Below are 24,204 nucleotides of genomic sequence, written 5' to 3'. Positions count from 1 at the left end.
GTGTCAGGCCAATACTTCGCTTATAATTGGCTGGCCTGGTGCAATATCTAGTATTTCAATCCTGTTATCATTTATCCAGGCAATTGTACCGCGGCCGTCCGGTCGCTTAGTCATACCGGGCGAACCGGGGTTCAGGAAAATAATGCCGTCTTTTTTCTCCAATTCTGCTACATGGGTGTGACCGGTAATAAAAATATCGGCTTGCAGTCGCCTGGCCATATCCACTCTGGTTTCTTCCGTAAGATTATGGCCATGGGTTACAGCAATTCGTAAGCCATTTAACAGCAAATAAGTATAGGGTGACTGAATAGGCAGTTTTAATACCATACTGTCAACCTCACTGTCGCAGTTGCCACACACCGTTAAAAGCGGCACAGGGCAGAGATTAAGGACTTCTGCTAGTTGCTTAGGGTTGTATTCGGCAGGTATGGTATTGCGCGGTCCGTGATAAAGAACGTCGCCGGCATGAATGATTAAATCGGCGTCAGCAAAATATTTATCAAATACCTTTTGCCAGGTTTCCAGGCACCCGTGCGTATCGCTAATTATACCTACTTTCATGCGCCACCTGTCTACAATCCCTTAATTAAGTTGGCCATCTCAATGGCGGATACGGCGGCATCAAAGCCCTTGTTGCCAGCCTTGGTACCGGCACGCTCGATAGCTTGTTCGATTGTGTCTGTAGTAAGTACGCCGAAAATAGTTGGAATGCCGCTTGCCAGCCCTACATGAGCAACACCCTTTGAAACCTCAGCGCAAACATAATCATAGTGGCTTGTGCTGCCTCTTATGACAGTACCAAGGCAAATTACGGCGTCATATTTTTTACTCATGGCCATTTTCTGGGCAATAAGCGGAATTTCAAAGGCACCTGGTACCCAGGCGACTTCAATGTTTTCTTCGGAAGCGCCATGCCGTTTGAGTGCATCTAACGCGCCTTCCAACAGTTTGTTATTGATAAACTCGTTAAATCTTGCAGTAACAATACCAAATTTAAATCCTTCAGCAACTAAATTTCCTTCAAGAGTTTTAATCGTTTTCATTATTTTTGCGCCTCCTCATATTGCTTTAATAAATGGCCAAGCTTCGATTTCTTTGCAGAGAGATATCGGTTGTTGAATTTGTTGGCGATTATCTCCAGTGGAACCCTTTCGGAAATAGTCAGGCCATAGCCTTCCAGTGCCACGCGTTTGCGCGGGTTATTGGTAAGCAGCCGGATACTGGTTAACCCGAGATCGGCCAATATCTGTGCGCCAATGCCGTAATCTCTAAGATCAGGGGCAAAGCCCAAGAGTTCATTGGCTTCAACTGTATCCTTGCCTTTATCCTGGAGGGCATAAGCACGGATTTTATTAGCTAAACCAATACCTCTGCCTTCTTGCCGCATGTACAGCAGGACGCCGCTGCCTTCTTTTTCTATACGCTTTAAAGCTGTTGCCAATTGATCGCCGCAATCGCATCTGAGGGAACCAAGCACATCCCCTGTCAGGCATTCGGAATGCACACGGACTAAGACATCAGGCTTGTTGGCTACATCTCCTTTTACCAATGCGACATGGCATTGGTTGTCAAGCTGGCTTTCATAGGCAATAAGCTTAAACTCGCCATATTTCGTCGGCAGATTGGTTTCAGCAGCTCTGGTAATAAACCGTTCATGCTTCTTGCGATATTTAATCAGATCTGCGATTGTAATGAGTTTAAGGTCATGTTTTTTGACAAATTCCATCAGCTCTGGTGTCCGGGCCATGGTACCATCTTCATTCATAATTTCGCAGATTACACCTGCCGGATAAAGGCCGGACAGTTTGGCCAGGTCGACAGCAGCTTCAGTATGGCCGGCACGTCTTAGCACACCACCTTCGCAGTAGCGTAACGGGAAGATATGCCCTGGGCGCCGAAGGTCACTCGCTACTGTTTTCGGGTCAAGTACCGTTTGAACCGTCGTGGCCCGTTCATGAGCCGATATGCCGGTAGTAGTCTCTTTGGCATCAATGGACACGGTAAATGCCGTACAATGATTATCTGTGTTTTCGCTTACCATCGCGCCGACATTTAGTTCATCCAGCCTGCTGCCGATAACGGGCATGCATATGAGTCCGCGTCCGTAAGTCGCCATAAAATTAATGGCTTCCGGGGTCGCCTTCTCAGCGGCCATTAAAAGATCACCCTCGTTTTCACGATCCTCATCGTCAATGACAACAACAATTTTGCCATTACGATACTCTTCAATAGCTTCTTCAATAGTGTTGAATTTCACGTAAACTCCTCCGTTTGCACTGGCTTGATTTTAGTATTTAAAACACATTACAATGTAAAACCATGTTGTTCGAGAAACCCAAATGTTATTTTCTCAGCCGGTTTGGCAGCATCTCTTAATCCCAGAAGCTTTTCGACATATTTGCCAATAATGTCTGCCTCAAGATTAACCGGTTCGCCGATTGCCTTAAGACCCACAGTGGTTTTGCCTGCCGTATGGGGAATGAGTGATACCGTAAACCAGTCATTCCCGTAATCGACAACAGTGAGACTTGTACCATCTATAGCAATGGAGCCCTTATGGATAATATAGCGCATGACTTCCGGAGCAGCACCAACGCGGACAATAACCGCATTATCATTTTGTTCTTTGGCCAGAATTCTGCCTACACCGTCAATATGGCCGCTCACAATATGGCCGCCCAGCCTGTCACCCACACGAAGTGTACGTTCCAGGTTGACGGTATCGCCTGGCTTGAGCCCGGACAAAGCAGTACGGTCCACAGTTTCCGGCATGACATCGGCCGTAAACCAATCATGGCTAAAGTCCACAACTGTCAGACAGGTGCCATTTACGGCAATACTGTCTCCGAGCTTGACGTCTGCCAGTACCGTTTTGCCGGCAACAGTCAGGCGAACAGATTTAGCGCCGCGGGCTATATTTTTAACCTTTCCCAATTCTTCCACAAGTCCGGTAAACATCTCGTCCCTCCCGTCTGGTGATATACCCGCTGATTAACATATCATTGCCGATATTTTTAGTAGTAACGTCTTCTAAAGAAATGGCCTGATCAACCGAAGGTATGCCCTCGCCCCCCACCGGGCTTGGCGCGGTTTGGCCGCCAATTATCTTTGGGGCAATAAATGCGTATACTTTATCGATTAGGTTGGCATTGAGAACAGCGGCATTAATTCTGGTGCCGCCTTCAATAAATATGCTGGAAATCCGGCGTTCACCCAAAACCGTAAAAAGCTGACGCAAATTAATACCTGATTGCATCGAATCAATTTCGAGAACTTCTACACCCCGGTTTCTCAGCGCAGCAATACGCTCTACAGGCGCCGCCTGACTTACCGCAATAATGGTTGGCGCCTCTTTATCCGCTACAACATTGGCGGTCAGCGGTGTACGGGCCAGGCTATCTATAATGATTCTTACCGGATTCTTGCCGCCTTGCGGTAACCGTGCGGTCAATTGCGGGTTGTCAGCCAGTACGGTACCGATACCTACTAAGATGGCGTCATGCGTATCACGCAGTTTATGAACTTGTTCTCTGGCCGCAGGCCCTGTTATCCATTGAGAGTGACCCGTATAGGCAGCGATTTTTCCATCCAGCGACATCGCCGTTTTTAAAATACCGAACGGCAACCCTGTACTTATCCATTTGATAAAAACTTCATTCTGCTTTGCTGCCTCGGCTGCCAGTACACCTTCCACCACTTCGATTCCGGCTGCCTTCAGCTTTTTGAGGCCATTGCCGGCAACCAGCGGATTAGGATCAGTCATGGCTACAACAGTTTTTTTTATCCCGGCAGCAATCAAAGCGTCGGCGCAGGGACCTGTACGTCCATGATGGGAGCATGGCTCTAACGTTACATAGATCGTCGCGTCTTTAGCCAAATCGCCTGCTTGCGTCAGAGCATGAATTTCAGCATGCGGTGTGCCGGCCTGACGATGCCACCCTTGGCCGACGATGCGTCCGTCTTTGACAATTACCGCTCCTACCAGTGGATTGGGGCTGGTGCGGCCTGTAGCATACTCTGAGATGGCTAATGCCTGACGCATATAATATTCGTCCATGAAACCCCCCCAGTTAGCGATAAAGTGGTAATTTGATCTTCAGGTGGGTTTTAACCCCGCTGAAGGTTCACCCTTTATCCTCTTTCTTAACTCATCGCTGATAAGCGGAATAGTCACAGGAAAATTAAAAAAACTGCTGATAAGCTTTTGGGGCTATCAACAGTTAATATAGGCAGTTTCGAAAATGCCGCACACGGCAGAATTACGCCTTTTACCATCCAGACTATACTGTCGGCTTCGGAATTTCACCGAATCAGCCGTATTACGGCTCGCGGGCTATACCGCCGGTCAGGAATTAAAAGATTGCTCTTTTTCACCTTGCCCCAAAGGCTTACTATGTAATTTTTTTTAACCATAATAACTCTATCTACTGTATATGTTACCATTAAGCGGCATTTTAATCAAGCCCCGCGAATGTCTTTTATTGCCTGAGCGATATCCGGAGCGCCATATACGGCCGAGCCGGCAACCAGGATATTAGCGCCGGCGGCTATTACCTGGCGGGCGGTTGCGGCGTTAATGCCGCCGTCGACCTCTATGTCTACCGTGAGGTTACGTTCATTAAGCATTGTTTTTAAGCGGGAAATCTTGTTAACCGCTCCCGGAATGAACTGTTGACCGCCAAAGCCGGGATTCACACTCATGATCAGGATCATATCAACGTCCGCCAGCACTTCCTCGACTACCGGCAAAGGTGTTGACGGATTGAGAGAAACTCCGGCTTTTTTGCCTTGCTCCTTGATATTTTGAACCAGGCGGTGCAAATGCGGTGCTGTTTCAGCATGTACGGTTATGATGTCGGCACCTGCCTTGGCGAAAGGCTCAATGAAGTCCTGGGGATTAGTTACCATCAAATGAACATCAAACGGTAGTTTAGTTACTTTGCGGATAGCAGCTACGACTGGCGCGCCAAAGGTAAGATTGGGTACAAAATGGCCATCCATGACATCAATGTGTACAAGGTCAGCTCCTGCCTTGTCTATTTTAATAATCTCCTCAGCCAGGCAGGAAAAATCAGACGATAAAATCGAAGGAGCAATCTTAATTGTATTCATTTAATATCCTTTCTTGCTATCTTTTATTTCTGCAAGTATTTCCAGGTAAGACTCATATCTTTCAGGATGGATGAGATTATCGGCAACAGCTTGCTTAACAGCGCATTGCGGTTCTTTAAAATGCAGGCAGGTACTAAATTTGCATTTAGCCGCTATGTGCGAGATTTCAGGAAAGTAATCCATAAGATGGGACTCTGCCAAATCGGTAAAGTCTGTAAAACTAAACCCGGGCGTATCCACCACGAAACCGCCGCCGGCCATGGGCAGAAGCTCAGCAAAACGGGTGGTGTGTTTACCACGGCCGATTTTCTGGCTGACCTCGCCGGTTATAAGTTCCAGCCCAGGTTGAAGAGCATTTAGCAATGTTGATTTGCCGGCCCCGGACGGACCGGCAAAAACCGTTATTTTGTCATGCAGCAGGGTCCGCAATTCCTCGATGCCCAGCCCAAATTTAGCGGCCACAGTAAGCACTTTATAGCCGATTCGTTCATAACGCTCGGTTAGTTTCGCGATTACTCCGGTATCGGCCAGATCGATTTTGTTAATACAGAGAACAATCTCCAGTTCCGAGAATTCGGCTACAACCAGAAACCTGTCCACCAAAGCCGGATTAATATCAGGATTAACTGCGGCAAAAGTTAGAACGACCTGATCAACATTTGCGGCCAAGGGACGCTTAAGCAGGCTTCGGCGCGGCAGTATATCTTCTATCACACCTTTATCCTGACTGGTTAATGTGTAAGTTACCTCATCACCAACCGTAAGTGAAAACCGTTCTTTCTTAAACCGGCCGCGAAGCTTGCAAGTAACAATCTTGCTGCCGGTTTGTATATAGTAGAAACTGTTATACGCTTTTACTACAATACCATTCAGCACATGGCGCCTCCTAATTCAAGCGTATTTAAATAGTTTGCTCTTGCAGCAGCTTGTCGTTGATATATACCTGCACGCGGATTTGACCTATCCCCTCGACCGTCTTTTCAATTCGTTCGCCTGGTTTGTGTGTCCCTTCATAGACAATACGGCGTCCGTTAGTATCTGTTACTACGATTTGCAGCGGTTGACGGGATGGACCGTCAGGCACGGTTACCTGAACTACAGCCCGTTTAACAGCACTTGGCACACCCTTGGCGACAGAAAAGTCAATACTGGTTCCCTCAGCCACTTCGGTAGCTGGAGGCGGATTCTGGCTGACGATGGTGCCGGGAGGATATTTGTCGTTAGCCGTTTCTGTTACTTTTCCCTGTTTTAATTTAAGACTCTCCAACTGGGTAGCTACTGTCGTCATAAGCGATCCTTGAAAATCAGGCAGTACAACTTTTTTCGGACCAGTTCCCTTACTGATGACAATATCGATAGCTGTTCCTTTGGTTACCTGGGCTGGTGGCCGCGGATTCTGGCTGACAACCGTATCCTGCGGTGCATCCTCGGTAAACTGCTCGTCAACCCGGCCCAGTTTAAGTCCTGAATTTTTTATTTGTAGCTCAGCATCACGTCGATTCAGCCCGCGCAGGTCTGGAACAACAGTCACTTCTCCGCCTTTGCTGACAATGACAGTTATCATTCGCTGTTCTTTAACCGTTGTGCCGGCCTCAGGCTGCTGGGAAATAACGTGGCCGGCCGGAACTTTGTCGCTAAACGCATCTGACACTGAAACACGCAGGTTATTACTAATAAGAATGTTACGGGCGGTATCTACCTGTTTGCCGACAACATCGGGGACAGTAATTTCATTTAGGCTCCAAAACTTACCAAAACCAAGAAATGCAGCCAGTGCCGAAGCAATCAACAGAAATAACATACTCCCCAACAGCCAGGGCTTGGTTATCTTTGTGCCGTTGGCTTGCGCGCCGGCAGCTGTGGAGCGCAAAGGTGTATGAGGCGCTTTTTGGTCAGCCGGAGATGTAATCGGTGGAAGTACTTGTGTTGGAAAATCCGTATGCGAGAGTCTGCGGGTGCGGTCATCCTGTAAATAATTCTGAGACATTCTAAGGTCTGTAATCATTTCGCCGATGTCACTAAAACGGGCTGCAGGATCTTTATGCATAGCCTTGAGTACAATGGCCTCAATCAAGGGCGGAATTTCATTATTTACCTCTCGCGGCGGTTTCGGTTCTTCCTGCAGGTGTTTGAGAGCAATACTGATGGGCGATTCACCGGTAAATGGCACCTGGCCTGTCAGCATTTCGTACAAAACAACACCAAGAGAATAAATGTCGGATTTAGCCCCAACTGCTGTTCCCTTGGCCTGTTCAGGAGAAAAATAATGAACAGAACCGATAATTGTACCCGAATTGGTCATGGTAGAAGAGGTAACTGCACGGGCAATACCAAAGTCTGTAACTTTAATGCGTCCGGAGCGGGTAACAAGAATATTATGAGGCTTAATATCGCAGTGCACTAAATTGTTTTGGTGGGCATGCTCCAGCGCCTCGGCAATTTCGATAGCAATACGCACCGCTGTTTCCACAGGCAATGGCGCTTCCCTGTCGATCTTGTCCTTAAGGGTTTCGCCGGAGATATATTCCATGATTATATAATAGGCCTGGTCATCGAGACCAACATCGTAGATATTAACGATATTAGGGTGCGAAAGCTTCGCAGCTGCCTGCGCTTCGCGCCTGAACCGGCTGACAAATTCCTCATCATCGGTGAACTGAGAACGCAGTACCTTAACAGCTACCGAACGATCCAAAAGCTTGTCATGAGCACGGTATACGTCGGCCATACCGCCGCCGCCAATGCGTTCTAATATTGTATAACGATCATCAAGTGTTCGATTGAGCATCGATTCACCCCCTTAACGTAATGCCTGGGCTAATACTTGCCGGGCTACCGGTGCGGCAACACCGCCGCCTGAACCGGCATTTTCAATGATTACTGCTATTGCTATTTGCGGATCGTCAGCAGGTGCAAAGCCTATAAACCAGGCATGTGGCGCACCATGCGGGTTTTCAGCGGTTCCAGTTTTGCCGGCAACCTGGATACCCCGTAAAGCGGCCGCCGAGCCTGTACCCTCGTTGACTACACTGACCATCATCCCGGCTACCAGCTGCGCTAATTTTTCATCTACCGGCGACAGCCAGACTGACGGTGACGTTTCTTTAAGAATACTACCGTCAGGCCCTGTAATTTTTTGCACTACATAAGGTTTCATTATGATTCCCTTGTTGGCGAAGGTTGATGCCAGCATGGCCATTCTGAGCGGTGTCACAAGCAGACTTCCCTGGCCAATGCCGGTCTGAGCCAAATCGCCGTCACTTAGCTTGGCAAAGTCAGGCAAGCGGGATGCATTTTCCTGAATGTCACTGCTAAGTGACTGGTTTAAGCCGTACCTTTCAAAGTTTTTGGCCATTTTACTCCTGCCTAAATCCAGTGCCAGCTGACCGAAAGTAACATTGCAGGAAACGGCCAAAGCCTGCTCTAGATTCAGTTTGCCATGGGCCCTGTTGTTGGCTTCCGGCAATGTATAATCAGGACCGATGGCAAGCTGCCCGGAACATATAAACTGACGGTCGACCGTAGCCTTTTGTTCGGCTAATGCGGTTTCCGCTACCAGAACTTTGATAATGGAACCAGGAGGATATAGACCTTGCGATGCACGATTAAGCAAAGGGCTGCTTGCTGCTTGGGAGACGCTGCTCCAGTCGTCCTCCAAGGTATTGGGGTTAAAACTGGGCTTACTAACCATAGCTAATATGGCTCCGGTTTTGGGCGAAAGAGCGACAATGGCTCCCCGGTTGCTGCCCAGTGCCTGTGCTGCAGTCTGCTGCAGCCGGGCATCGATTGTCAACGTAACTTTATTGCCTGCCTTGTTTGCAAATAACTGGCCGATGGCTCCCAAGCGGTGTTCGGGGTTGATTTGTCCGGAAAGAAAACCGTCAAATGTACTCTCTACACCAGTTTTGCCATATTTCGGATTGTCATAGCCTACGATATGAGCAAACAAGACCCCATATGGATATTCACGCTTATATTCGTTTTGATCCGATAGTTTGCTTTCAGCCAGTACCTTGCCGTTGCTGTCAATGATTTGACCTCGTTCCACCCGCTTCGATGCCTCGGCTGACCGCCTATTGAGCGGGTGAAAAGCAAGGGTATCGCTTTGGAAAATCTGTATATAGGAAACATAACCAAGCAGCACGATTAACAGACTAAGGGAAAAAATTGCTGTTTTGTAAATGTTGCGGCGGATGGAGTTGTTAGGCTTATCATAATTACTCATTGGGCGCTGTCGCCTCCGATACGGCATATAACATACCCAGCAGGATAAAGCTTGAGACCATTGAACTGCCGCCGTAGCTAATAAGCGGCAGGGTTATGCCTGTCAGTGGCAGGAATTTGGTAACTCCGCCGATAATAACGAAGACCTGCAGCGCAGTTAATACTCCTAAGCCGCTGGCCAACAGCATGGTAAAGGGGGTCGGCGCGGACAGAGCCGTGCGGAAGGCGCGATATACCAATAAAATGTAAGCGACAATAACGGCTGCTGTGCCGGCAAGCCCCAATTCTTCCCCAATAGCGGCAAAGATAAAGTCAGTATGAACTTCCGGAATAATTGTAGGATAACCGTACGTCAACCCGGTTCCGAGAAGTCCGCCGGAGCCAAAAGCAAATAATGACTGAACAATTTGATATGCCCTTCCGCTGGGATCAGCCCAGGGATTAAGCCAGATGTCTATTCTTATTTGTACATGAGGAAACACAAAGTAACAAACAGCAGAACCTGCGACAAACAATCCCAGCGCCAAAGCGACATAGCTTAATCTGCCGCTGGCCATATAGGTCATAATTACTGTTGTACCAAAATAAAGTAAAGCTGAGCCTAAATCACGCTGAACAATCAGCATTGCCATGGTTAAACCCCACAGCGCTAAAAGCGGGGCGATAAAACGCGGGTGCGGCAGGGTCAGCGGTCCATACTGTTTGGTAGTGTAACTCAATAACTGCCGTCGTTCGCTTAGGTAAGCCGCCAAAAAAATGATAATCAACAATTTGGCAAACTCGGAAGGCTGGAATCTTACCGGACCCAATATCACCCAGTTTTTGTTACCGCCTATGTCAACACCAAAAACAATCGTGATAATCAGAAGAATTAAGCCGGCAATGCCGCAAAGATACTTATAATTAGCAATCAGCTCGGCTTGACGGAAAACAAATACTGATATGACAAAAGCAATTAAGCCTGCTACTAGCCACATCGCTTGCGGGATAAATAAATCCGGACGCAGTCTCAGGATAAGTGTTAACCCGATAGAGGCTAAAAATACAGCCAGCGGCAAAAAGAACATGTCTCTGGCAGAGGAGAAACGACGTATAACAAGAGGTGTAACGATCCAGGCAAGAATCAGACCCAGAACAATACCAAGGCCCTGGGAGGAAAAATGATGACTGGTCAGGGTAACTGTAAGGTAGCCATTGATCAAAATGAGACCGGCTAATGCGAGTAGGCCAAACTCAGATAGTTTTGTGTTTCGCATGGCTAATCCTTATATTGTACAAGGACGGCAGTAATATTATCATAGCCGCCGGCTTGTCTCGCCTGGTCTACAAGCGTGTTGACAATTGCCTGGGGACTGCTGTATTGAGAACAAATCTTGAGTATGGTATCTTCACTGAGCATATTTGTTAACCCATCTGTGCACAACAACAAACTATCACCGCTCTGCCAGGAGAACTTGCCTGAGTCAACAGTGAGCATTTCACTGGTTCCTACCGCGCGTGTTAGAATATTGCGGTGAGGATGCACTTGCGCTTCCTCAATGGTGATGCTGCCACTTTGCATAAGCTCCCAAACTAGGGAATGGTCGCTAGTTACCTGCTGCAACACATTTTCCTTGATAAGGTAGAGTCTGCTGTCACCAACATGCCCCCAGTATACTTCAGAGTCATCGGCATAGATTGCGGTAACTGTGGTACCCATTCCGGAGCATTCGCTTTTGGACTGAGACATCTGATAAATAATGCTGTTGGCCTTGATAATAGCATCTTTAAGAAGCTCTTCCCAGTCGGAGTGCTGGGCAAATTTTTTTATGTATTCCTCAATTGTGGAGACTCCCATATTACTGGCAATTTCTCCGGCAACATGTCCGCCCATGCCATCGGCAACGACAAATAAGTGCGGTGGTAAAAATACATAACTGTCTTCATTCGTTTTTCGTACCATGCCAATATCTGACTGTGCAAACGCCAGCATGAAAGTTCACCTCTCAAACTTAAAAGTAACTGCCCCGATTTGAATGGTATCCTCGTTTACCAGGGCAGTTTCTTCTTCTATCCGTCGGCCGTTTAACAGCGTGCCGTTGGTACTGTTCAAATCAGCCAGCAGGTAGTTGTGTCTAGATCTTGATATACAGGCATGTTCATGGGAAATAAAGCTATCATTGATAGTTATGTCATTGTGCTCGCTGCGGCCAATTATTAAGCTGTCAACAATGGCAAAAACCGTTTGGGATAATAGCGCCTGCTTATCATCAATGACAACCAGCCTGGCGGGCTTAAGAGCAGCGGGATTTTCTGAAACACATCGCTGTGGTGGCCTGTTAGTAGCCAGAACCGCCAAATCGCGGGTAGCGAGTTTTACTACCCTATATAAAAAGTAATAGAGCAGTAATACCAGACTGTACTGCAAGGCTACTACCACAATATTCAGCACTTGCATTTTTCCGGGCAATCTACTTCACCTCATACAAAATAACGGTATTGCCTACTTTGATTTTATCACCGCTATTTAGCTGTTTATGAGTAATACGGTGGTCGCCGACATAAGTGCCATTAAGGCTTCTGGCATCATGGATGACATGGTTGTTGTCTTCATAGACAATATAGGCATGCAGCCTTGAGGTATTCATATCTGACAAAGGCAATTCATTAGTATTGCGGCGGCCAATATTAACCCGGTTTGTCGAGCATTCTACCTTTAAGCCGGCATCCAGACCATCGATAACAGTCAAAAGAGCATGCAATAATTTTTGCGGCGGATGAATTAATAAGGCCGGTTGATCCAGTTTGTTAAAAATCCGGGTGTCACCGGGATTGGATGCGTCAGTGGCGGTTTGGTCCGGTTCTTCATAAGGCGCTTCGGTAAAACTGGAGATAATGCGAAACGTCTGCCCGGTTAATTTATCATCGGAAAAAAGTTCAATCTTCGGGCTGCCTGCCATAGTATAACCTTTACTGCGGCTCTCTTCACTAAGATATGCCGATAAGTCGCCGCAAACAGCCGCAGCATATGGTTCCAGCCGCTCAAAGTCTTGAGCGTTGATGTAAACGGTATAGTGATTCGGCACATAAACATGTGATACACCAACAGTACGTTCATTCTCCATTTCCCTGGCCAACTGCCTGGCTATTTCAGCCGGTTGCAGGCTGCTGGAAAACTGCCTGTTGAAAAAACCTTCGATATATTTTTCAAAAAAAATTTCAATATTGCGGACAAACTTCAACTTATAACAACTCCCGCTAAATTAAACCAATCTGTTTTAATTATACGCGATAAAGGCAATCTAGTCAAAATTAACCATTGCTCCGACCTACTTTGTGACGCAATTGCCCACAGGCTGCGTCAATATCTGTTCCCATTTCCCGCCTGATCGTGACACTTATGCGCTCCGTCTTTAGATATTGTTCAAATCTGGCGATCTCTTTGGCTTTTGGCCGTAGCAAGCCACGTTCGGGCACCGGATTAATGGGAATTAAATTTATGTTAGCCAAACGTCCTTTAAGCAGAAAAGCAAGTTCGCGGGCATGAGAAGGTTGATCGTTAACACCGGCTATCAGCGTGTATTCATAGGTAATACGCCGGCCTGTTTTGGCGGCATATCTGTCGCCGGCCGCGATGATTTGTTCGATCGGGTACCGTTTATTAATAGGCATCAATCTGGTTCGTAACTGGTTATCAGGTGCATGCAGGGAAATAGAGAGCGTAATGGGTAATCCCTCACCGGCCAAACGGTCTATTTCGGGAACTAAGCCGGAAGTTGACAATGTGATGTTGCGATAACTTAAGTTAAGGCAATAAGGTTCATGTATAAGCCGGAGGAAACGCAGCACATTGTCGTAATTGGCCAGAGGTTCGCCTGAACCCATAATTACAATGGAATCTACCTTCTGCCCGGTCTGTTTTAATAATTCATTAACATATAAAACCTGCGCCAGTATCTCGCCGCCTGTCAGGTTTCGCTCCAGGCCGCCGAGAGTTGAGGCGCAGAATGCGCAGCCCATAGCACAGCCAACCTGGGTGGAGATACAGATACTGTTGCCATAGGGTTGTCGCATTAAGACGGTTTCAACAGCCACTTCATCCGGAAAAGAAAGCAAAAACTTGCTTGTCCGGCCATCTCCCGAGTATTGAGCTGCTTTCTGGCCAAGGTTAAGAACGATACATTTTCCGGCAAGCTCTTCACGTTGGCCTTTACTTAGATTGGTCATGGCATCAAACTGGCGTACGCCGTGTTTATACATCCACTCGGCTATTTGTTTTGCGCGGTATTTTTCCAGGCCGAGCGGTTTTACTACTTCGAAAATTTCGCTGGCAAATAGCCCGAAAAGTTCCGTTCTTAAATTGTTCATAATCTACCGCCTTAAGCCTGTCGTTCCATGCGGGCAATAAAGAAACCGTCAACACCATCGGTGTGCGGCCATAGTTGCAGCATATCATCCGGGCGTTGTTGACCAGGCAGGTATTGACCTGTCTGGGTGAGAGAAAATTCAGGATGGCTATGAAGAAATGCGCTTACTACCTCCTGGTTTTCTTCCGGCTCGGTTGTACAAGTGCTGTATACTAAAATACCACCGGCTTTTACACACTCGGCTGCACTGTTCAAAATGGAGGACTGGAGCTTGGGGAGATCCTTAAGCATGGCGGCCGACTTGCGCCAGCGCGAATCAGGCTTACGTCTGAGTACGCCCAGTCCGGAGCAAGGCGCATCTACCAGTACTCGATCGGCTTTGCGCGGAAACATGCCGCCTAAATTAACGGCATCAAGCGCCTGCGTAGTAATATTGGTCAGACCTAGGCGGGCAGCATTTTCCCGGGTGATAATCAGCTTGTGCTCATAGATGTCGGTTGACAAAACCTGCCCCGTATTGCCCATTAGAGCAGCAATATGCGTCGTTTTACCTCCCGGTGCGCCACAAGCGTCTATAATAAATTCTCCAGGCTGGGGTCCGAGGATATGCGCCACCAGCATCGAACTTTCATCCTGAACCTGGAATAAGCCTTCCTGGAGTGATTTTAGAGTGCCGAGGCCTGGATGCCCGGAGCAGACGATGCCTTCCGGCGTCCAGACGGAAGGTTCGCAGGTAACCCCTTCCTCTGCCAGTTGTTTGAGCAACAGGTTCCGATTGGTTTTTACAGTATTGGTGCGCAGCGCAAGCGGCGGTGTAGAATTATTGCATTGGCATAGAGCCTCACAGGCGGTTAGCCCCAGACGCCCTAGCCACCGCTCAATGAGCCATTCGGGATGGAAATATTTTAAGGCGAGATACTTTACCGGTTCATTATTCCGGTCAGGATAAGCAATTTTTTCCGGGCTACGGGCTGCATTCCTGAGGATACCGTTAACAAACTTGACAGTGCCGGCATGGCCGTATTTTTTTGCTAGTTCGACAGCCTGATTACAGGCCGCAGAAGCCGGGATTCTTTCCAGAAAAAACAGTTGATAGATACCCATGCGCAAGATGTTTCTGATTACTGGCGCCACTTTTGCAAGGGGACGGCTCAAATACTGATTAAGCATCCAGTCGAGCGTATTGCCTGCTTTGACAGTGCCATATACCAATTCAGTAATCAGCCGCCGGTCCTGGTCTGAAAGCTGACCGTGCGACATCCGGCGGTTGATTTCTTTGGCTAGGGCAATGTTAGCGTATGCTCCATTGACTTCAACCTCATTGATTACATTTAGTGCGACTTCTCGGGCATTGATTTTTTTTGCCGTCATTTGCTGCCACCATCTTTATCTTCTTTATCTTGTGTCAAATCTGTATCGACTATAAAGTTTTTGATCGCTTGTTCAACCTTTTTGAGATCAACCCGGGTATTGCAGCAGGGACCAAAAGGCCGATCATTGAGAACCCCGATAACCGGGAGCGGGAAAACGTCTTGTATGCCGCTCGTCAGATCCCGTTCGCAGGCAATGGCCAACACAGCATGCGGGCGAAGGGTCTTTATTACCTTGCGGGCCAAGGTGCCGCCGGTAACGACTGCGAGGTGCACGCCGTACGCGGCAGCCAGCGATGACAGGTCGCCAATCTGGCACTGGCCGCATTGGCGGCAATTAGAGACGTCGCGGGTAATCTTGTACGGGCAGGTATCATTCTGCAGGCAATGCGGCGTCATAATGAGCAGTTTGTCGGGATTTACAGTAACATGCTTTTGTTTAATTAGATGATTACTTACTTCAATAAAAGAACGTTCGACACGTTCTTTATCAACATCGAACAATTTTCCAAGGCAGATAGCCATAGGAAACAGCAGATTAATGGCTGACCAGGCTAATCCCTGAAAAATTCCCAGGGTTCGAAATCCCAGGATGGCCAAGATAATGCCGATTACGCCACTGGCTGCCGCCAACAGGACAGCAGCCAGGAGTACGCCTAAGAGCATCGGCAAATAACTGCTAATGTTGCTTAAACCCGGCAGGCTCACGATCCATAAGCCATAACTGGATAGTGTCGCCACCAGTAAACTGATAAGTATAAGTATTAAAAAGAGACGTTTGCGGGGCCGGTGTACTACTTCAATCATTATTGCACCTTCTATTCAAACAAATTGCCAACTGTCAGGCAATAGCCGCAAACACAGTCACTGGCTTTCATCCGTCGTTTGGATTCGGGCTGGACTTCAAGTATTTCAATTGTTCCCTTGCCTGTCTCCACGACAAGGCCGTCTTTGGTTAATTTTGCAATGCGGCCGGGTTCTGAGCATGGTACAGTCTCATCATACACTTTAGTCTGCCATATTTTTAATGATTTATTTTGATATTTACAGTAGGCTACAGGCCAGGGATTGAGTCCTCGCACCAAATTATGAATGGCAGTTGCCGGCTGACGCCAGTCGATACGTTCGGTATCGCGGCACAGCATCCTGGCATAAGTGGCTTGTGCCTCATTCTGGGGTAAGCGCGGCGCCTTTTCAGCAGCAATTTCCCTGAGCGTGTCCGATAAAACGGTTGCACCTAATTCTTTTAGCCTGTCATGCAGGGTACCGGTTGTATCTGACGCCAAAATTGGCGTCTCCGCTGTTAAAATCATATCCCCGGTATCCATGCCTATATCCATGTACATAGTGGTGATACCTGTTGAGGTTTCACCATTGATAATGGCCCAATGGATAGGCGCAGAGCCGCGATATTTGGGCAGCAGCGACGCGTGGACGTTAATGCAGCCGAAGGACGGCAACTCCAATATTTTTTTAGGCAAAATTTGTCCGAAAGCGACAACAACGATAATATCAGGCTGTAGAGCGGCTAACTGTTCATAACATGCGTCATCTTTAATGCTGGCTGGCTGTAAAACCGGAAGATTATAGGCCAGGGCTGCCTCTTTAACGGGTGAATAGGCTAGTTTCTGCCCGCGGCCTTTTGGCCGGTCCGGTTGAGTCACAACGGCTGCCACCGGATAACCTTCTTTAACAAGGATATCCAGGCAAGGCACCGCAAAATCCGGCGTCCCCATAAATACAGTACGTAAATTTCCCATAAAAACTACCCCTTGTGTATGGTTTTGGCTAATTCAATAAAAAGAATACCATTTAAGTGGTCAATTTCATGCTGAAGAGCCCGGGCCAAAAGTCCTGTACCGGTAATCCGGAACTTTTTGCCGGCGCGGTTCAATGCTTCAACAGTCACTTTAGAGTACCGCTCTACCTCACCGTACATGCCGGGAACACTAAGGCAGCCCTCTGAGCCGCTTTCGCAGCCTTCCCGGGATATAAACTCCGGGTTAATAAGTTCAATAAGGCCTTCGCCGACATCAATAACAACAATACGCACCGAAATGCCCACCTGTGGAGACGCCAAGCCTACTCCGTCGGCAGCATACATAGTTTCAGCCATATCATCAAGTAATTGTTTGATTTTACGGTCAATCTTTTCTACAGGCGCAGCTACTTCTTTGAGTACCTTATCGCCTGCCTTTTTTATCTCCATAACCGGCATTTTTTGTACCTCCTCTTACCGATATATGCTACGTATATCATCAGGCCGAACGCACGCAGTGATATATCAGGCATAAAAAATTTTACCACAACATGTCAGGATATGAAATATATACAGGACAAAAAATCAAACAGTACTCAACCACGTATTAAACTTTGAACAACTACCTGGTAAGCTTTGTTTAGTTGTCGATTAAAGAACATTGATGGGGTCGATATCGATGATAACGTCCTTACGACAGGCTATGTTTAAATTGGCAAGATGCCCGGTAACTTCTGCCATATCCTTGGTTTTAATAAGAATATTGACGCGGAAAATATCTTTTACTTTAGCGACAGATGCAGGAAAAGGTCCAATAACGGTTGTAGCGGCATTGGCAGAAACCGGGGATAATTCAGCGGCAAGCTGATTGGCATTGCGGTGAACCTGTATTTCGTCACCGGCTTGTACAGTTATTTTTATTAAATTGGAATAGGGTGGATAGTTAAGTTGGCGGCGAAAAATAATTTCGTTTTCATAAAATCCCTGATAATTATGCATGCCTCCGTTTACTATGGCATAATGATCCGGATTATAGGTTTGCATGACCACCCTGCCTGCCTTATTTCCTCTTCCGGCCCGTCCGGCTGCCTGCGTAAGCAAGGCAAAAGTTCTTTCCGCAGCTCTAAAATCCGGCAAATTAAGAGCAGTGTCAGCCGAGATAATACCAACGGCTGTTACATTGGGAATATCATGTCCCTTAGCCACCATTTGCGTACCTAACAGGATATCATATGTACCTGCGGCAAAAGCGGCCAATATTTTATCATGTGCCATTTTTTTAGTTGTCGTGTCCTGATCCATACGGATAATTTTGGCGGTTGGAAATAATGCATTGAGAGCCTCTTCCACTTTTTGCGTACCTGCGCCAAAATACCGTATATACCGGCTGCCGCATTCGGGACAGGTGTCAGGTACGGTGTGACGTTCCTGACAATAATGGCAGCGCAGACTGTGGCCGGGCGTATGGTATACCAGTGCGATATCACAGTGGCGGCATTTGAGGACATGGCCGCACTCGCGACAGAGGACGAAAGTGGAATAGCCACGGCGGTTAAGCAGGATGACTGCCTGTTCCTTGCGGAATAAGGCTTCTGCCAGCATTTCTGTGAGTGCCGGCGAGATGACACTCCGCCGGCCTTTTAAAAGTTCTTCCCTCATATCGACAACTGTAACAGGCGGCAGCGGCACGTTGTCCACACGCTTATCCATGGTTATCAGTGTATGTTCTCCGCTGAGCGCCTGGTGATAGGTTTCCACAGACGGTGTGGCGCTGCCCAGTATAACCGCAGCACCCGCTATTCTGGCTCTAAACAAAGCAACTTGCCGGGCATGATAACGGGGAGAATCTTCTTGTTTATAAGTAAACTCATGTTCTTCATCCAGAATGATGACGCCCAGATTATCAACAGGTGCAAACAAAGCCGAGCGAGCACCGATAACTATGCCGGCCTGACCGGAATGCAGCCGTCGCCACGCGTCATGCCGCTCACCGACTGACAATTTACTGTGCATAACTACGACATCCTGGCCAAAAGCTGCTTGAAAACGGGCAACAATTTGGCTTGTCAGTGCAATTTCCGGTACCAGCACAATTGCCTGGCGGTTGAGTCCGCGTGCTTCAGCCACTGCTTTAATATAGACCTGAGTTTTTCCACTGCCTGTGACCCCGTGTATCAGAAAAGATTTGTGAATGCCGGCCTTAAGTACAGGTCCGATTTGTTGCAGGGCTTGCTGCTGGGCTGTTGTTAGCGTTATTTCGTCAACCTTATGTATGATAGTATTATAACTGTTACGAAATATTTGTACTTCGCGGCTGGCGACAAGCCCTTGCGATGTCAGCTTTCGTACAGTATCTGCCGAGATATGAAGGTTTCTTAATTCAGTCGGGGAAAGTTCACCTGTTTGGATTAACGCGTGCAGAAGACGTCGCTGAGCTGACTTGCTTGGCGGCAGCGCTTGTTCAGCCTGTGCGGCTGATTCTTTGCTGACTGTAAGATTAATCAGCCTGATTGTGCTGGCCTTACCACGCTTAAGCACTGTATCGGTATGGATAATTAATTTATGCTGTAAAAGAAATTTTAGAATAGTCTCTATGCTGCCTGGCAGTTTAGCTAAATCGGCTTGCGAAACCGGCCCGTGATCCAAAATGTAGCTGAGTACGGTGCGGTATTCAGCCGGTTTGGCAGCGAGAAGAATACTGGCCTGCTCACAATCAATTGCATGCGCAGCCTGGTAAGCTTTAGTACTTTTTATACCTGACAGTCCAGGGACAAACAGACGCATGGCCTCTGCCGGAGAGCACAGATAATACCGGCTCAGCCATTCGGCTGTCTTGAGCATATTATCATTAAACCAGGGATAGTCATCAAGCACAGCCAGAATCGATTTTAGGCCGTCTGTCGGTTCGTCTTCCAGGCTGATAACAAACCCTTCTACCTTTCTGCTGCCAAACGGTACCAGTACACGCCAGCCAATGTCTATTGCCGGCAACTGCTCCGGGATTAGATAGGAAAATGGTTTATCGATACTGCGGGCAGGAATATTTACAATTACTTGAGCGATATTTGACATTTTTTCACCTAAATATTTCATTATAAAGAGAAGGGGACTTGATAAGTCCCCTTTTATCTAAGAGTTTATATTCGCTTCTAAGTGGTAAATACCTGCTACTGGTTTTTCGGATAATAAGCGGCTAGTTCCCAATCTAGACCTGTGTCCATGGGCAATCGTTTGAAATAACGTTTTATTCGCTTTCTTAGCGGTGAAAAATGGAGCTTCATTACATCTGCTCCTTTAACCCTGGATGGAGTAGCCGAGTGATTGCAAGGTTTCTTCGATATATCCGCTGGAAGTTACCGATTCGTCATGGCTAACGGCAACCTGCTTGGCAGCCAGATCCACTTTAACAGAGGAAACACCATGCAAATGTGAAAGCGTATGTTCAATACGATCGCGGCAATGGTCGCCTTTAAGGCCTCCCACCCGGTAAACGGATTGTTTGGTTTTTGTTTGTGTAGCCAATGGAATACCTCCTTTGTACTGAATAGAGTGTCCAGCAATGTTAGTATTACCATTAGCCATTAATTCATTAATAAATATCTATAGATTGGCTTCTTTGCGTAACAGGTCGGCTTTATCGGTACGCTCCCAGGGCAGGTCGATATCAGTGCGGCCAAAGTGACCATAGGCGGCGGTTTGACGGTAAATAGGGCGTCTGAGGTCAAGGGATTTAATAATGCCTGCTGGCCGGAGATCAAAATGTTTGTTAATAAGCTCAACAATCTGCGTTTCACTGATTTTAGCCGTGCCGAACGTCTCAACCATGACCGAAACAGGACGGGCGATACCGATCGCGTAGGCCAACTGTATTTCGCACTTGTCGGCGAGGCCGGCCGCCACCACATTTTTAGCAACATAGCGGGCGGCGTAAGCGGCAGAACGGTCAACTTTTGTGGGATCTTTACCCGAGAAGGCGCCACCGCCATGACGGGCCATGCCGCCATACGTATCAACGATAATTTTGCGCCCGGTTAAGCCGGCATCACCCTGTGGACCGCCAACTACAAAGCGGCCGGTTGGATTAATATAATATTTTGTTTTTGCATCAAGCAGTTCACCAGGTACAATAGGACTAATAACTTTAGCGATCAGATCTTTTTCGATTGTATCGCGGTCAACATCCGGGCTGTGCTGCGTTGATATTACAATGGTATCGATACGTAGCGGTTTGCCATCTTCATATTCTACGGTTACCTGTGTTTTTCCGTCCGGACGGAGATAAGTCAGGTCGCCGTTTTTACGCACCTCAGACAGCCTGCGAGACAGTTTATGCGCTAAAGCAATTGGCAGCGGCATATATTCAGGTGTTTCATTGGTGGCATAGCCAAACATCATTCCCTGATCACCGGCGCCGATGGCTTCAATTGTGTCCATATCTCCCTGTTTGGCTTCCAGTGCCTTATCAACACCCATGGCAATATCGGCCGATTGTTCGTCAATTGAGGTTAAGACACCGCAGGTTTCGCTGTCAAAGCCGTATTTCGCCCGGGTGTAGCCAATACTTTTGATAGTTTCCCGGACAATTTTAGGGATATCTACATAGCAGTTGGTGGTGATTTCACCTACAACATGCACAATACCTGTTGTAACCAGCGTTTCGCAGGCCACCCTTGCTTCAGGGTCCTGAGCCAGAATAGCGTCAAGAACGCTGTCGGAAATCTGGTCGGCAATTTTGTCAGGATGACCTTCCGTTACCGATTCGGATGTAAAGAGTACACGCTTTTTTTCCATAATGTCCCTCCTAATTTAGCTACTGAAAAAGAAAAGCCTCCGCAAAGGGAGGCGTGATTTTGTTTTCACTCCCATCTTGCGGTTATCCGCCGGAATTGGCACCGTTTTAGACATTGCTAAATGGTTGCCGCGGTTTCATCGGGCCAGTCCCTCCACCAACTCTTGATGAGTATAGCATATGCAATTTTCATAACAAAAAAATTTTAATACAAATAGAGAAAAAAATCAAGTAGATTTTGTCAGCATTGCACAAATTTTGTCTATAACAATAGTGGCAATCTGTTGTTTGCTTAACTGGGGCAGTTCCTCCACATGGCCGCTTTTGTCAATTAGTTTTACTATATTCGTGTCAACATTAAACCCGGCCCCCGGTAAAGTTACATCATTGGCAATAATTAGATCAAGATTCTTTTTAATTAATTTATCACGGGCATGTAGCAAAAGCTCCTGGGTTTCCGCAGCAAAACCGACTAAGATCTGCTGCTTCTTCTTCTGGCCCAGCTCAAGCAGAATATCCGGATTCTTAATCAGACTTACTGTTAATGTTTCGCCGTCTTTTTTTATTTTATGATCAGCCGCTAATTCCGGCCGGTAGTCGGCGACGGCGGCGGCTTTAATAACAGCGTCTACCGTATCGAATTCAGCTAAAACGGCATCTCGCATCTGCAATGCCGTTTCCACTCGTCTGACACTTACTCCCGGCGGAGTTGGCAAGCCGGACGGACCTGATACCAAGATTACTTCGGCGCCTCGTTCGGCTGCTGCCTGGGCGATAGCATAGCCCATCTTGCCACTGGAGCGGTTGCCAATATATCGTACCGGATCTATAGGCTCACGAGTACCCGCTGCTGTAACCAATATCCGTTTACCGGACAGTTGCTTGCTCATTTGTAACAAAGCAACTACTTTTTCAACAATAAAGGCCGGTTCAGGCAACCGGCCTGGTCCTTCCACCCCGCAGGCGAGCAGACCGGCGGCCGGTTCCAGGATGTGATAGCCTATTTCCGCTAACCTGGCCAGATTTTGTCTGGTAACGGGATTTAAGTACATGTTGGTATTCATAGCCGGAGCAAGTAGTACCGGGGCTGTTGTGGCCATAACCGTTGTACTGAGCATATCATCGGCAATGCCGTTTGCGATCTTACCAATGATATTGGCTGTTGCCGGGGCAATTAAAAACAGGTCGGCACTGCTGGCCAATGCAATATGTTGTACATTCCAGGTTTTGGGTTCTTCCCACATATCGGTTACCACCGGGTTACCGCTCATCTCGCGAAAAGTCAGCGGGGTTACAAACTGGGTGGCCGATTTTGTCATAATGACATGGACAGTATAACCTGCCTTTTTTAGGCGACTGACGACTTCTACAGCTTTGTAAGCGGCAATGCCGCCGGTAACACCCATAACAATAGTTTGACCTGCAGACATTATCGACTCCTATTTAATACCTGTTTTTGTGCGCTCATAGGTAATTTTGCCTTGTGCTACTTCTTCCAGGGCAATTGTAACCGGTTTATTGGATTTTGATTCTGCCAGAGGCTGCTGACCGTCCATAATTTCTCTTGCCCTTTTGGCAGCCAATACTACCAGGGTATATTTGCTATCCACTTTTTCCACTAATACATCTAAAGACGGATTAATCATAACGTCTCCCCTTGCCTAAGTTTTTGAAAGTGCCAAATGCCTTGTTATGAACACCTGGTACGATATAGGTTCTGAATAAGATCTGTGTTGCGTTCGGCCCGAAACTTCTCAGCTGTAATGATGATTTCAACTTTTTGCACAGCAGCCGCAACTTGATCATTAACGACAACATAATGATAATTCTGGGCTTGCGCAAGTTCAACACTTGCGCAATTTAAACGGGTTTTGATAGATTCAAGACTATCAGTGCCGCGCTTATATATCCTGTCGGCAAGCTCATCAAGTGAAGGCGGAATTATATAGATAAAAACGCCTTCAGGAAAGGTTTCTTTAACTTTCATGGCACCTTGGGTATCAATTTCTAAAACGACATCGTAGCCGTTTTGGAGTTGCTCCAATACATACTGACGTGGCGTTCCGTAATAATTTCCATAGACCTCAGCCCATTCCAAGAGTTCATTATTATGAATCATGGCCTGGAACTGGTCTCTGGCAACAAATATATAATTCACTCCGTCAACTTCGCCAGTTCTGGGCTTACGGGTAGTAGCCGATATCGAGTATTTCAAGCGGGGATTGCTACGCAGCAACTCGCGGCAAATGGTACCTTTTCCGGTGCCTGAGGGCCCGGAAATAACTATTAAAATTCCTTGCTGCGCCATTAGACTGTCTCCTTCCAATCCTATTCGGCAGTGTCATCACTGGTTTCTTTGCTGGTAAGCCGGTGAGCTACCGTTTCGGGCTGCACGGCTGACAAAATGACATGATCACTGTCAGTAATAATTACGGCACGGGTACGGCGGCCATATGTAGCGTCAATAAGCATGCCGCGGTCACGCGCTTCCTGAATAATCCGCTTAATGGGGGCTGACTCGGGACTGACTATGGAAATGATACGGTTGGCCGATACAATATTGCCAAACCCAATATTTATTAATTTTATGTCCATAAGACACCT

The 24,204-nt window shown here is 47.3% G+C and carries 25 protein-coding genes and 2 riboswitches; all 25 genes read right to left on the bottom strand.

The features are described from left to right. Positions 1-3 precede the first annotated feature (3 nt). Complete coding sequence (yfcE, locus tag SATMO3_RS17050) at positions 4-561, bottom strand: phosphodiesterase (RefSeq protein ID WP_371370939.1); 558 nt, start codon at positions 559-561, stop codon at positions 4-6. A gap of 11 nt (positions 562-572) precedes the next feature. Then, positions 573-1,043, bottom strand: coding sequence for a 6,7-dimethyl-8-ribityllumazine synthase (ribE, locus tag SATMO3_RS17045; protein ID WP_371370938.1), 471 nt, complete (start codon positions 1,041-1,043; stop codon positions 573-575). Beyond that, positions 1,043-2,257 (bottom strand): bifunctional 3,4-dihydroxy-2-butanone-4-phosphate synthase/GTP cyclohydrolase II, encoded by a 1,215-nt coding sequence (locus SATMO3_RS17040; RefSeq protein WP_371370937.1) that lies wholly within the window; start codon positions 2,255-2,257, stop codon positions 1,043-1,045. Before SATMO3_RS17040 ends, ribE begins: the two co-directional genes overlap by 1 nt. A gap of 47 nt (positions 2,258-2,304) precedes the next feature. Beyond that, a complete protein-coding gene (locus SATMO3_RS17035) occupies positions 2,305-2,958 on the bottom strand; it encodes a riboflavin synthase (protein ID WP_371370936.1) in 654 nt (217 codons plus the stop codon). Continuing rightward, positions 2,921-4,057, bottom strand: a complete 1,137-nt coding sequence (gene ribD, locus SATMO3_RS17030; protein ID WP_371370935.1) for a bifunctional diaminohydroxyphosphoribosylaminopyrimidine deaminase/5-amino-6-(5-phosphoribosylamino)uracil reductase RibD — start codon at positions 4,055-4,057, stop codon at positions 2,921-2,923. The genes SATMO3_RS17035 and ribD overlap by 38 nt, the downstream gene beginning before the upstream one ends. Before the next feature lie 202 nt (positions 4,058-4,259). Further along, positions 4,260-4,392, bottom strand: a riboswitch (FMN riboswitch). Between the two features lie 66 nt (positions 4,393-4,458). Further along, positions 4,459-5,112 carry a ribulose-phosphate 3-epimerase gene (rpe, locus tag SATMO3_RS17025; RefSeq protein WP_371370934.1) on the bottom strand — a complete coding sequence of 218 codons (654 nt, stop codon included), beginning with the start codon at positions 5,110-5,112 and terminating at the stop codon, positions 4,459-4,461. Next, positions 5,113-5,988, bottom strand: a complete 876-nt coding sequence (rsgA, locus tag SATMO3_RS17020) for a ribosome small subunit-dependent GTPase A (RefSeq protein ID WP_371370933.1) — start codon at positions 5,986-5,988, stop codon at positions 5,113-5,115. It abuts the gene before it with no gap. 25 nt (positions 5,989-6,013) lie between these two features. Beyond that, entirely contained in the window at positions 6,014-7,900 is a 1,887-nt protein-coding gene (gene pknB / locus SATMO3_RS17015) for a Stk1 family PASTA domain-containing Ser/Thr kinase (protein ID WP_371370932.1), read from the bottom strand. Between the two features lie 12 nt (positions 7,901-7,912). Continuing rightward, positions 7,913-9,337, bottom strand: a complete 1,425-nt coding sequence (locus tag SATMO3_RS17010) for a peptidoglycan D,D-transpeptidase FtsI family protein (RefSeq protein WP_371370931.1) — start codon at positions 9,335-9,337, stop codon at positions 7,913-7,915. Continuing rightward, complete coding sequence (locus SATMO3_RS17005; RefSeq protein ID WP_371370930.1) at positions 9,330-10,592, bottom strand: FtsW/RodA/SpoVE family cell cycle protein; 1,263 nt, start codon at positions 10,590-10,592, stop codon at positions 9,330-9,332. Before SATMO3_RS17005 ends, SATMO3_RS17010 begins: the two co-directional genes overlap by 8 nt. Before the next feature lie 2 nt (positions 10,593-10,594). Further along, the gene (locus SATMO3_RS17000; RefSeq protein ID WP_371370929.1) at positions 10,595-11,308 is read right to left on the bottom strand and encodes a Stp1/IreP family PP2C-type Ser/Thr phosphatase; all 714 of its coding nucleotides are present in this window, start codon (positions 11,306-11,308) and stop codon (positions 10,595-10,597) included. A 6-nt stretch (positions 11,309-11,314) separates the two neighbouring features. Beyond that, a complete protein-coding gene (locus SATMO3_RS16995; RefSeq protein WP_371370928.1) occupies positions 11,315-11,785 on the bottom strand; it encodes an FHA domain-containing protein in 471 nt (156 codons plus the stop codon). Between the two features lies 1 nt (position 11,786). After that, positions 11,787-12,557: an FhaA domain-containing protein gene (locus SATMO3_RS16990; protein ID WP_371370927.1), complete on the bottom strand. Its 771-nt coding sequence runs from the start codon at positions 12,555-12,557 to the stop codon at positions 11,787-11,789. Positions 12,558-12,627: 70 nt separating this feature from the next. Then, positions 12,628-13,683 carry a 23S rRNA (adenine(2503)-C(2))-methyltransferase RlmN gene (rlmN, locus tag SATMO3_RS16985; RefSeq protein WP_371370926.1) on the bottom strand — a complete coding sequence of 352 codons (1,056 nt, stop codon included), beginning with the start codon at positions 13,681-13,683 and terminating at the stop codon, positions 12,628-12,630. A gap of 11 nt (positions 13,684-13,694) precedes the next feature. Further along, positions 13,695-15,038 carry a 16S rRNA (cytosine(967)-C(5))-methyltransferase RsmB gene (gene rsmB, locus SATMO3_RS16980; protein ID WP_371381734.1) on the bottom strand — a complete coding sequence of 448 codons (1,344 nt, stop codon included), beginning with the start codon at positions 15,036-15,038 and terminating at the stop codon, positions 13,695-13,697. An 11-nt stretch (positions 15,039-15,049) separates the two neighbouring features. Further along, complete coding sequence (locus SATMO3_RS16975) at positions 15,050-15,859, bottom strand: DUF116 domain-containing protein (RefSeq protein ID WP_371370925.1); 810 nt, start codon at positions 15,857-15,859, stop codon at positions 15,050-15,052. Between the two features lie 11 nt (positions 15,860-15,870). Continuing rightward, on the bottom strand, positions 15,871-16,812 hold the full coding sequence (fmt, locus tag SATMO3_RS16970) for a methionyl-tRNA formyltransferase (RefSeq protein WP_371370924.1): 942 nt from the start codon (positions 16,810-16,812) through the stop codon (positions 15,871-15,873). Positions 16,813-16,817: 5 nt separating this feature from the next. Continuing rightward, on the bottom strand, positions 16,818-17,270 hold the full coding sequence (def, locus tag SATMO3_RS16965) for a peptide deformylase (RefSeq protein ID WP_371370923.1): 453 nt from the start codon (positions 17,268-17,270) through the stop codon (positions 16,818-16,820). 192 nt (positions 17,271-17,462) lie between these two features. Continuing rightward, complete coding sequence (gene priA / locus SATMO3_RS16960; RefSeq protein ID WP_371370922.1) at positions 17,463-19,883, bottom strand: primosomal protein N'; 2,421 nt, start codon at positions 19,881-19,883, stop codon at positions 17,463-17,465. 222 nt (positions 19,884-20,105) lie between these two features. Next, positions 20,106-20,333 (bottom strand): heavy-metal-associated domain-containing protein, encoded by a 228-nt coding sequence (locus SATMO3_RS16955; protein WP_371370921.1) that lies wholly within the window; start codon positions 20,331-20,333, stop codon positions 20,106-20,108. Between the two features lie 78 nt (positions 20,334-20,411). Beyond that, positions 20,412-21,602, bottom strand: coding sequence for a methionine adenosyltransferase (gene metK / locus SATMO3_RS16950; protein WP_371370920.1), 1,191 nt, complete (start codon positions 21,600-21,602; stop codon positions 20,412-20,414). Between the two features lie 68 nt (positions 21,603-21,670). Continuing rightward, a riboswitch (SAM riboswitch) is annotated at positions 21,671-21,774 on the bottom strand. A 53-nt stretch (positions 21,775-21,827) separates the two neighbouring features. Then, entirely contained in the window at positions 21,828-23,030 is a 1,203-nt protein-coding gene (gene coaBC / locus SATMO3_RS16945) for a bifunctional phosphopantothenoylcysteine decarboxylase/phosphopantothenate--cysteine ligase CoaBC (RefSeq protein WP_371370919.1), read from the bottom strand. A 9-nt stretch (positions 23,031-23,039) separates the two neighbouring features. Continuing rightward, positions 23,040-23,246, bottom strand: coding sequence for a DNA-directed RNA polymerase subunit omega (gene rpoZ / locus SATMO3_RS16940; RefSeq protein ID WP_371369257.1), 207 nt, complete (start codon positions 23,244-23,246; stop codon positions 23,040-23,042). A gap of 44 nt (positions 23,247-23,290) precedes the next feature. Beyond that, positions 23,291-23,908 carry a guanylate kinase gene (gene gmk / locus SATMO3_RS16935; protein WP_371370918.1) on the bottom strand — a complete coding sequence of 206 codons (618 nt, stop codon included), beginning with the start codon at positions 23,906-23,908 and terminating at the stop codon, positions 23,291-23,293. 20 nt (positions 23,909-23,928) lie between these two features. After that, complete coding sequence (gene remA, locus SATMO3_RS16930) at positions 23,929-24,195, bottom strand: extracellular matrix/biofilm regulator RemA (RefSeq protein WP_371370917.1); 267 nt, start codon at positions 24,193-24,195, stop codon at positions 23,929-23,931. Between the last annotated feature and the right edge of the window lie 9 nt (positions 24,196-24,204).

It is taken from the genome of Sporomusa aerivorans (genome assembly GCF_041428895.1).
GTDB classification, from domain to species: domain Bacteria; phylum Bacillota; class Negativicutes; order Sporomusales; family Sporomusaceae; genus Sporomusa; species Sporomusa aerivorans.
This window is presented reverse-complemented; position numbering and strand designations above follow the sequence as displayed.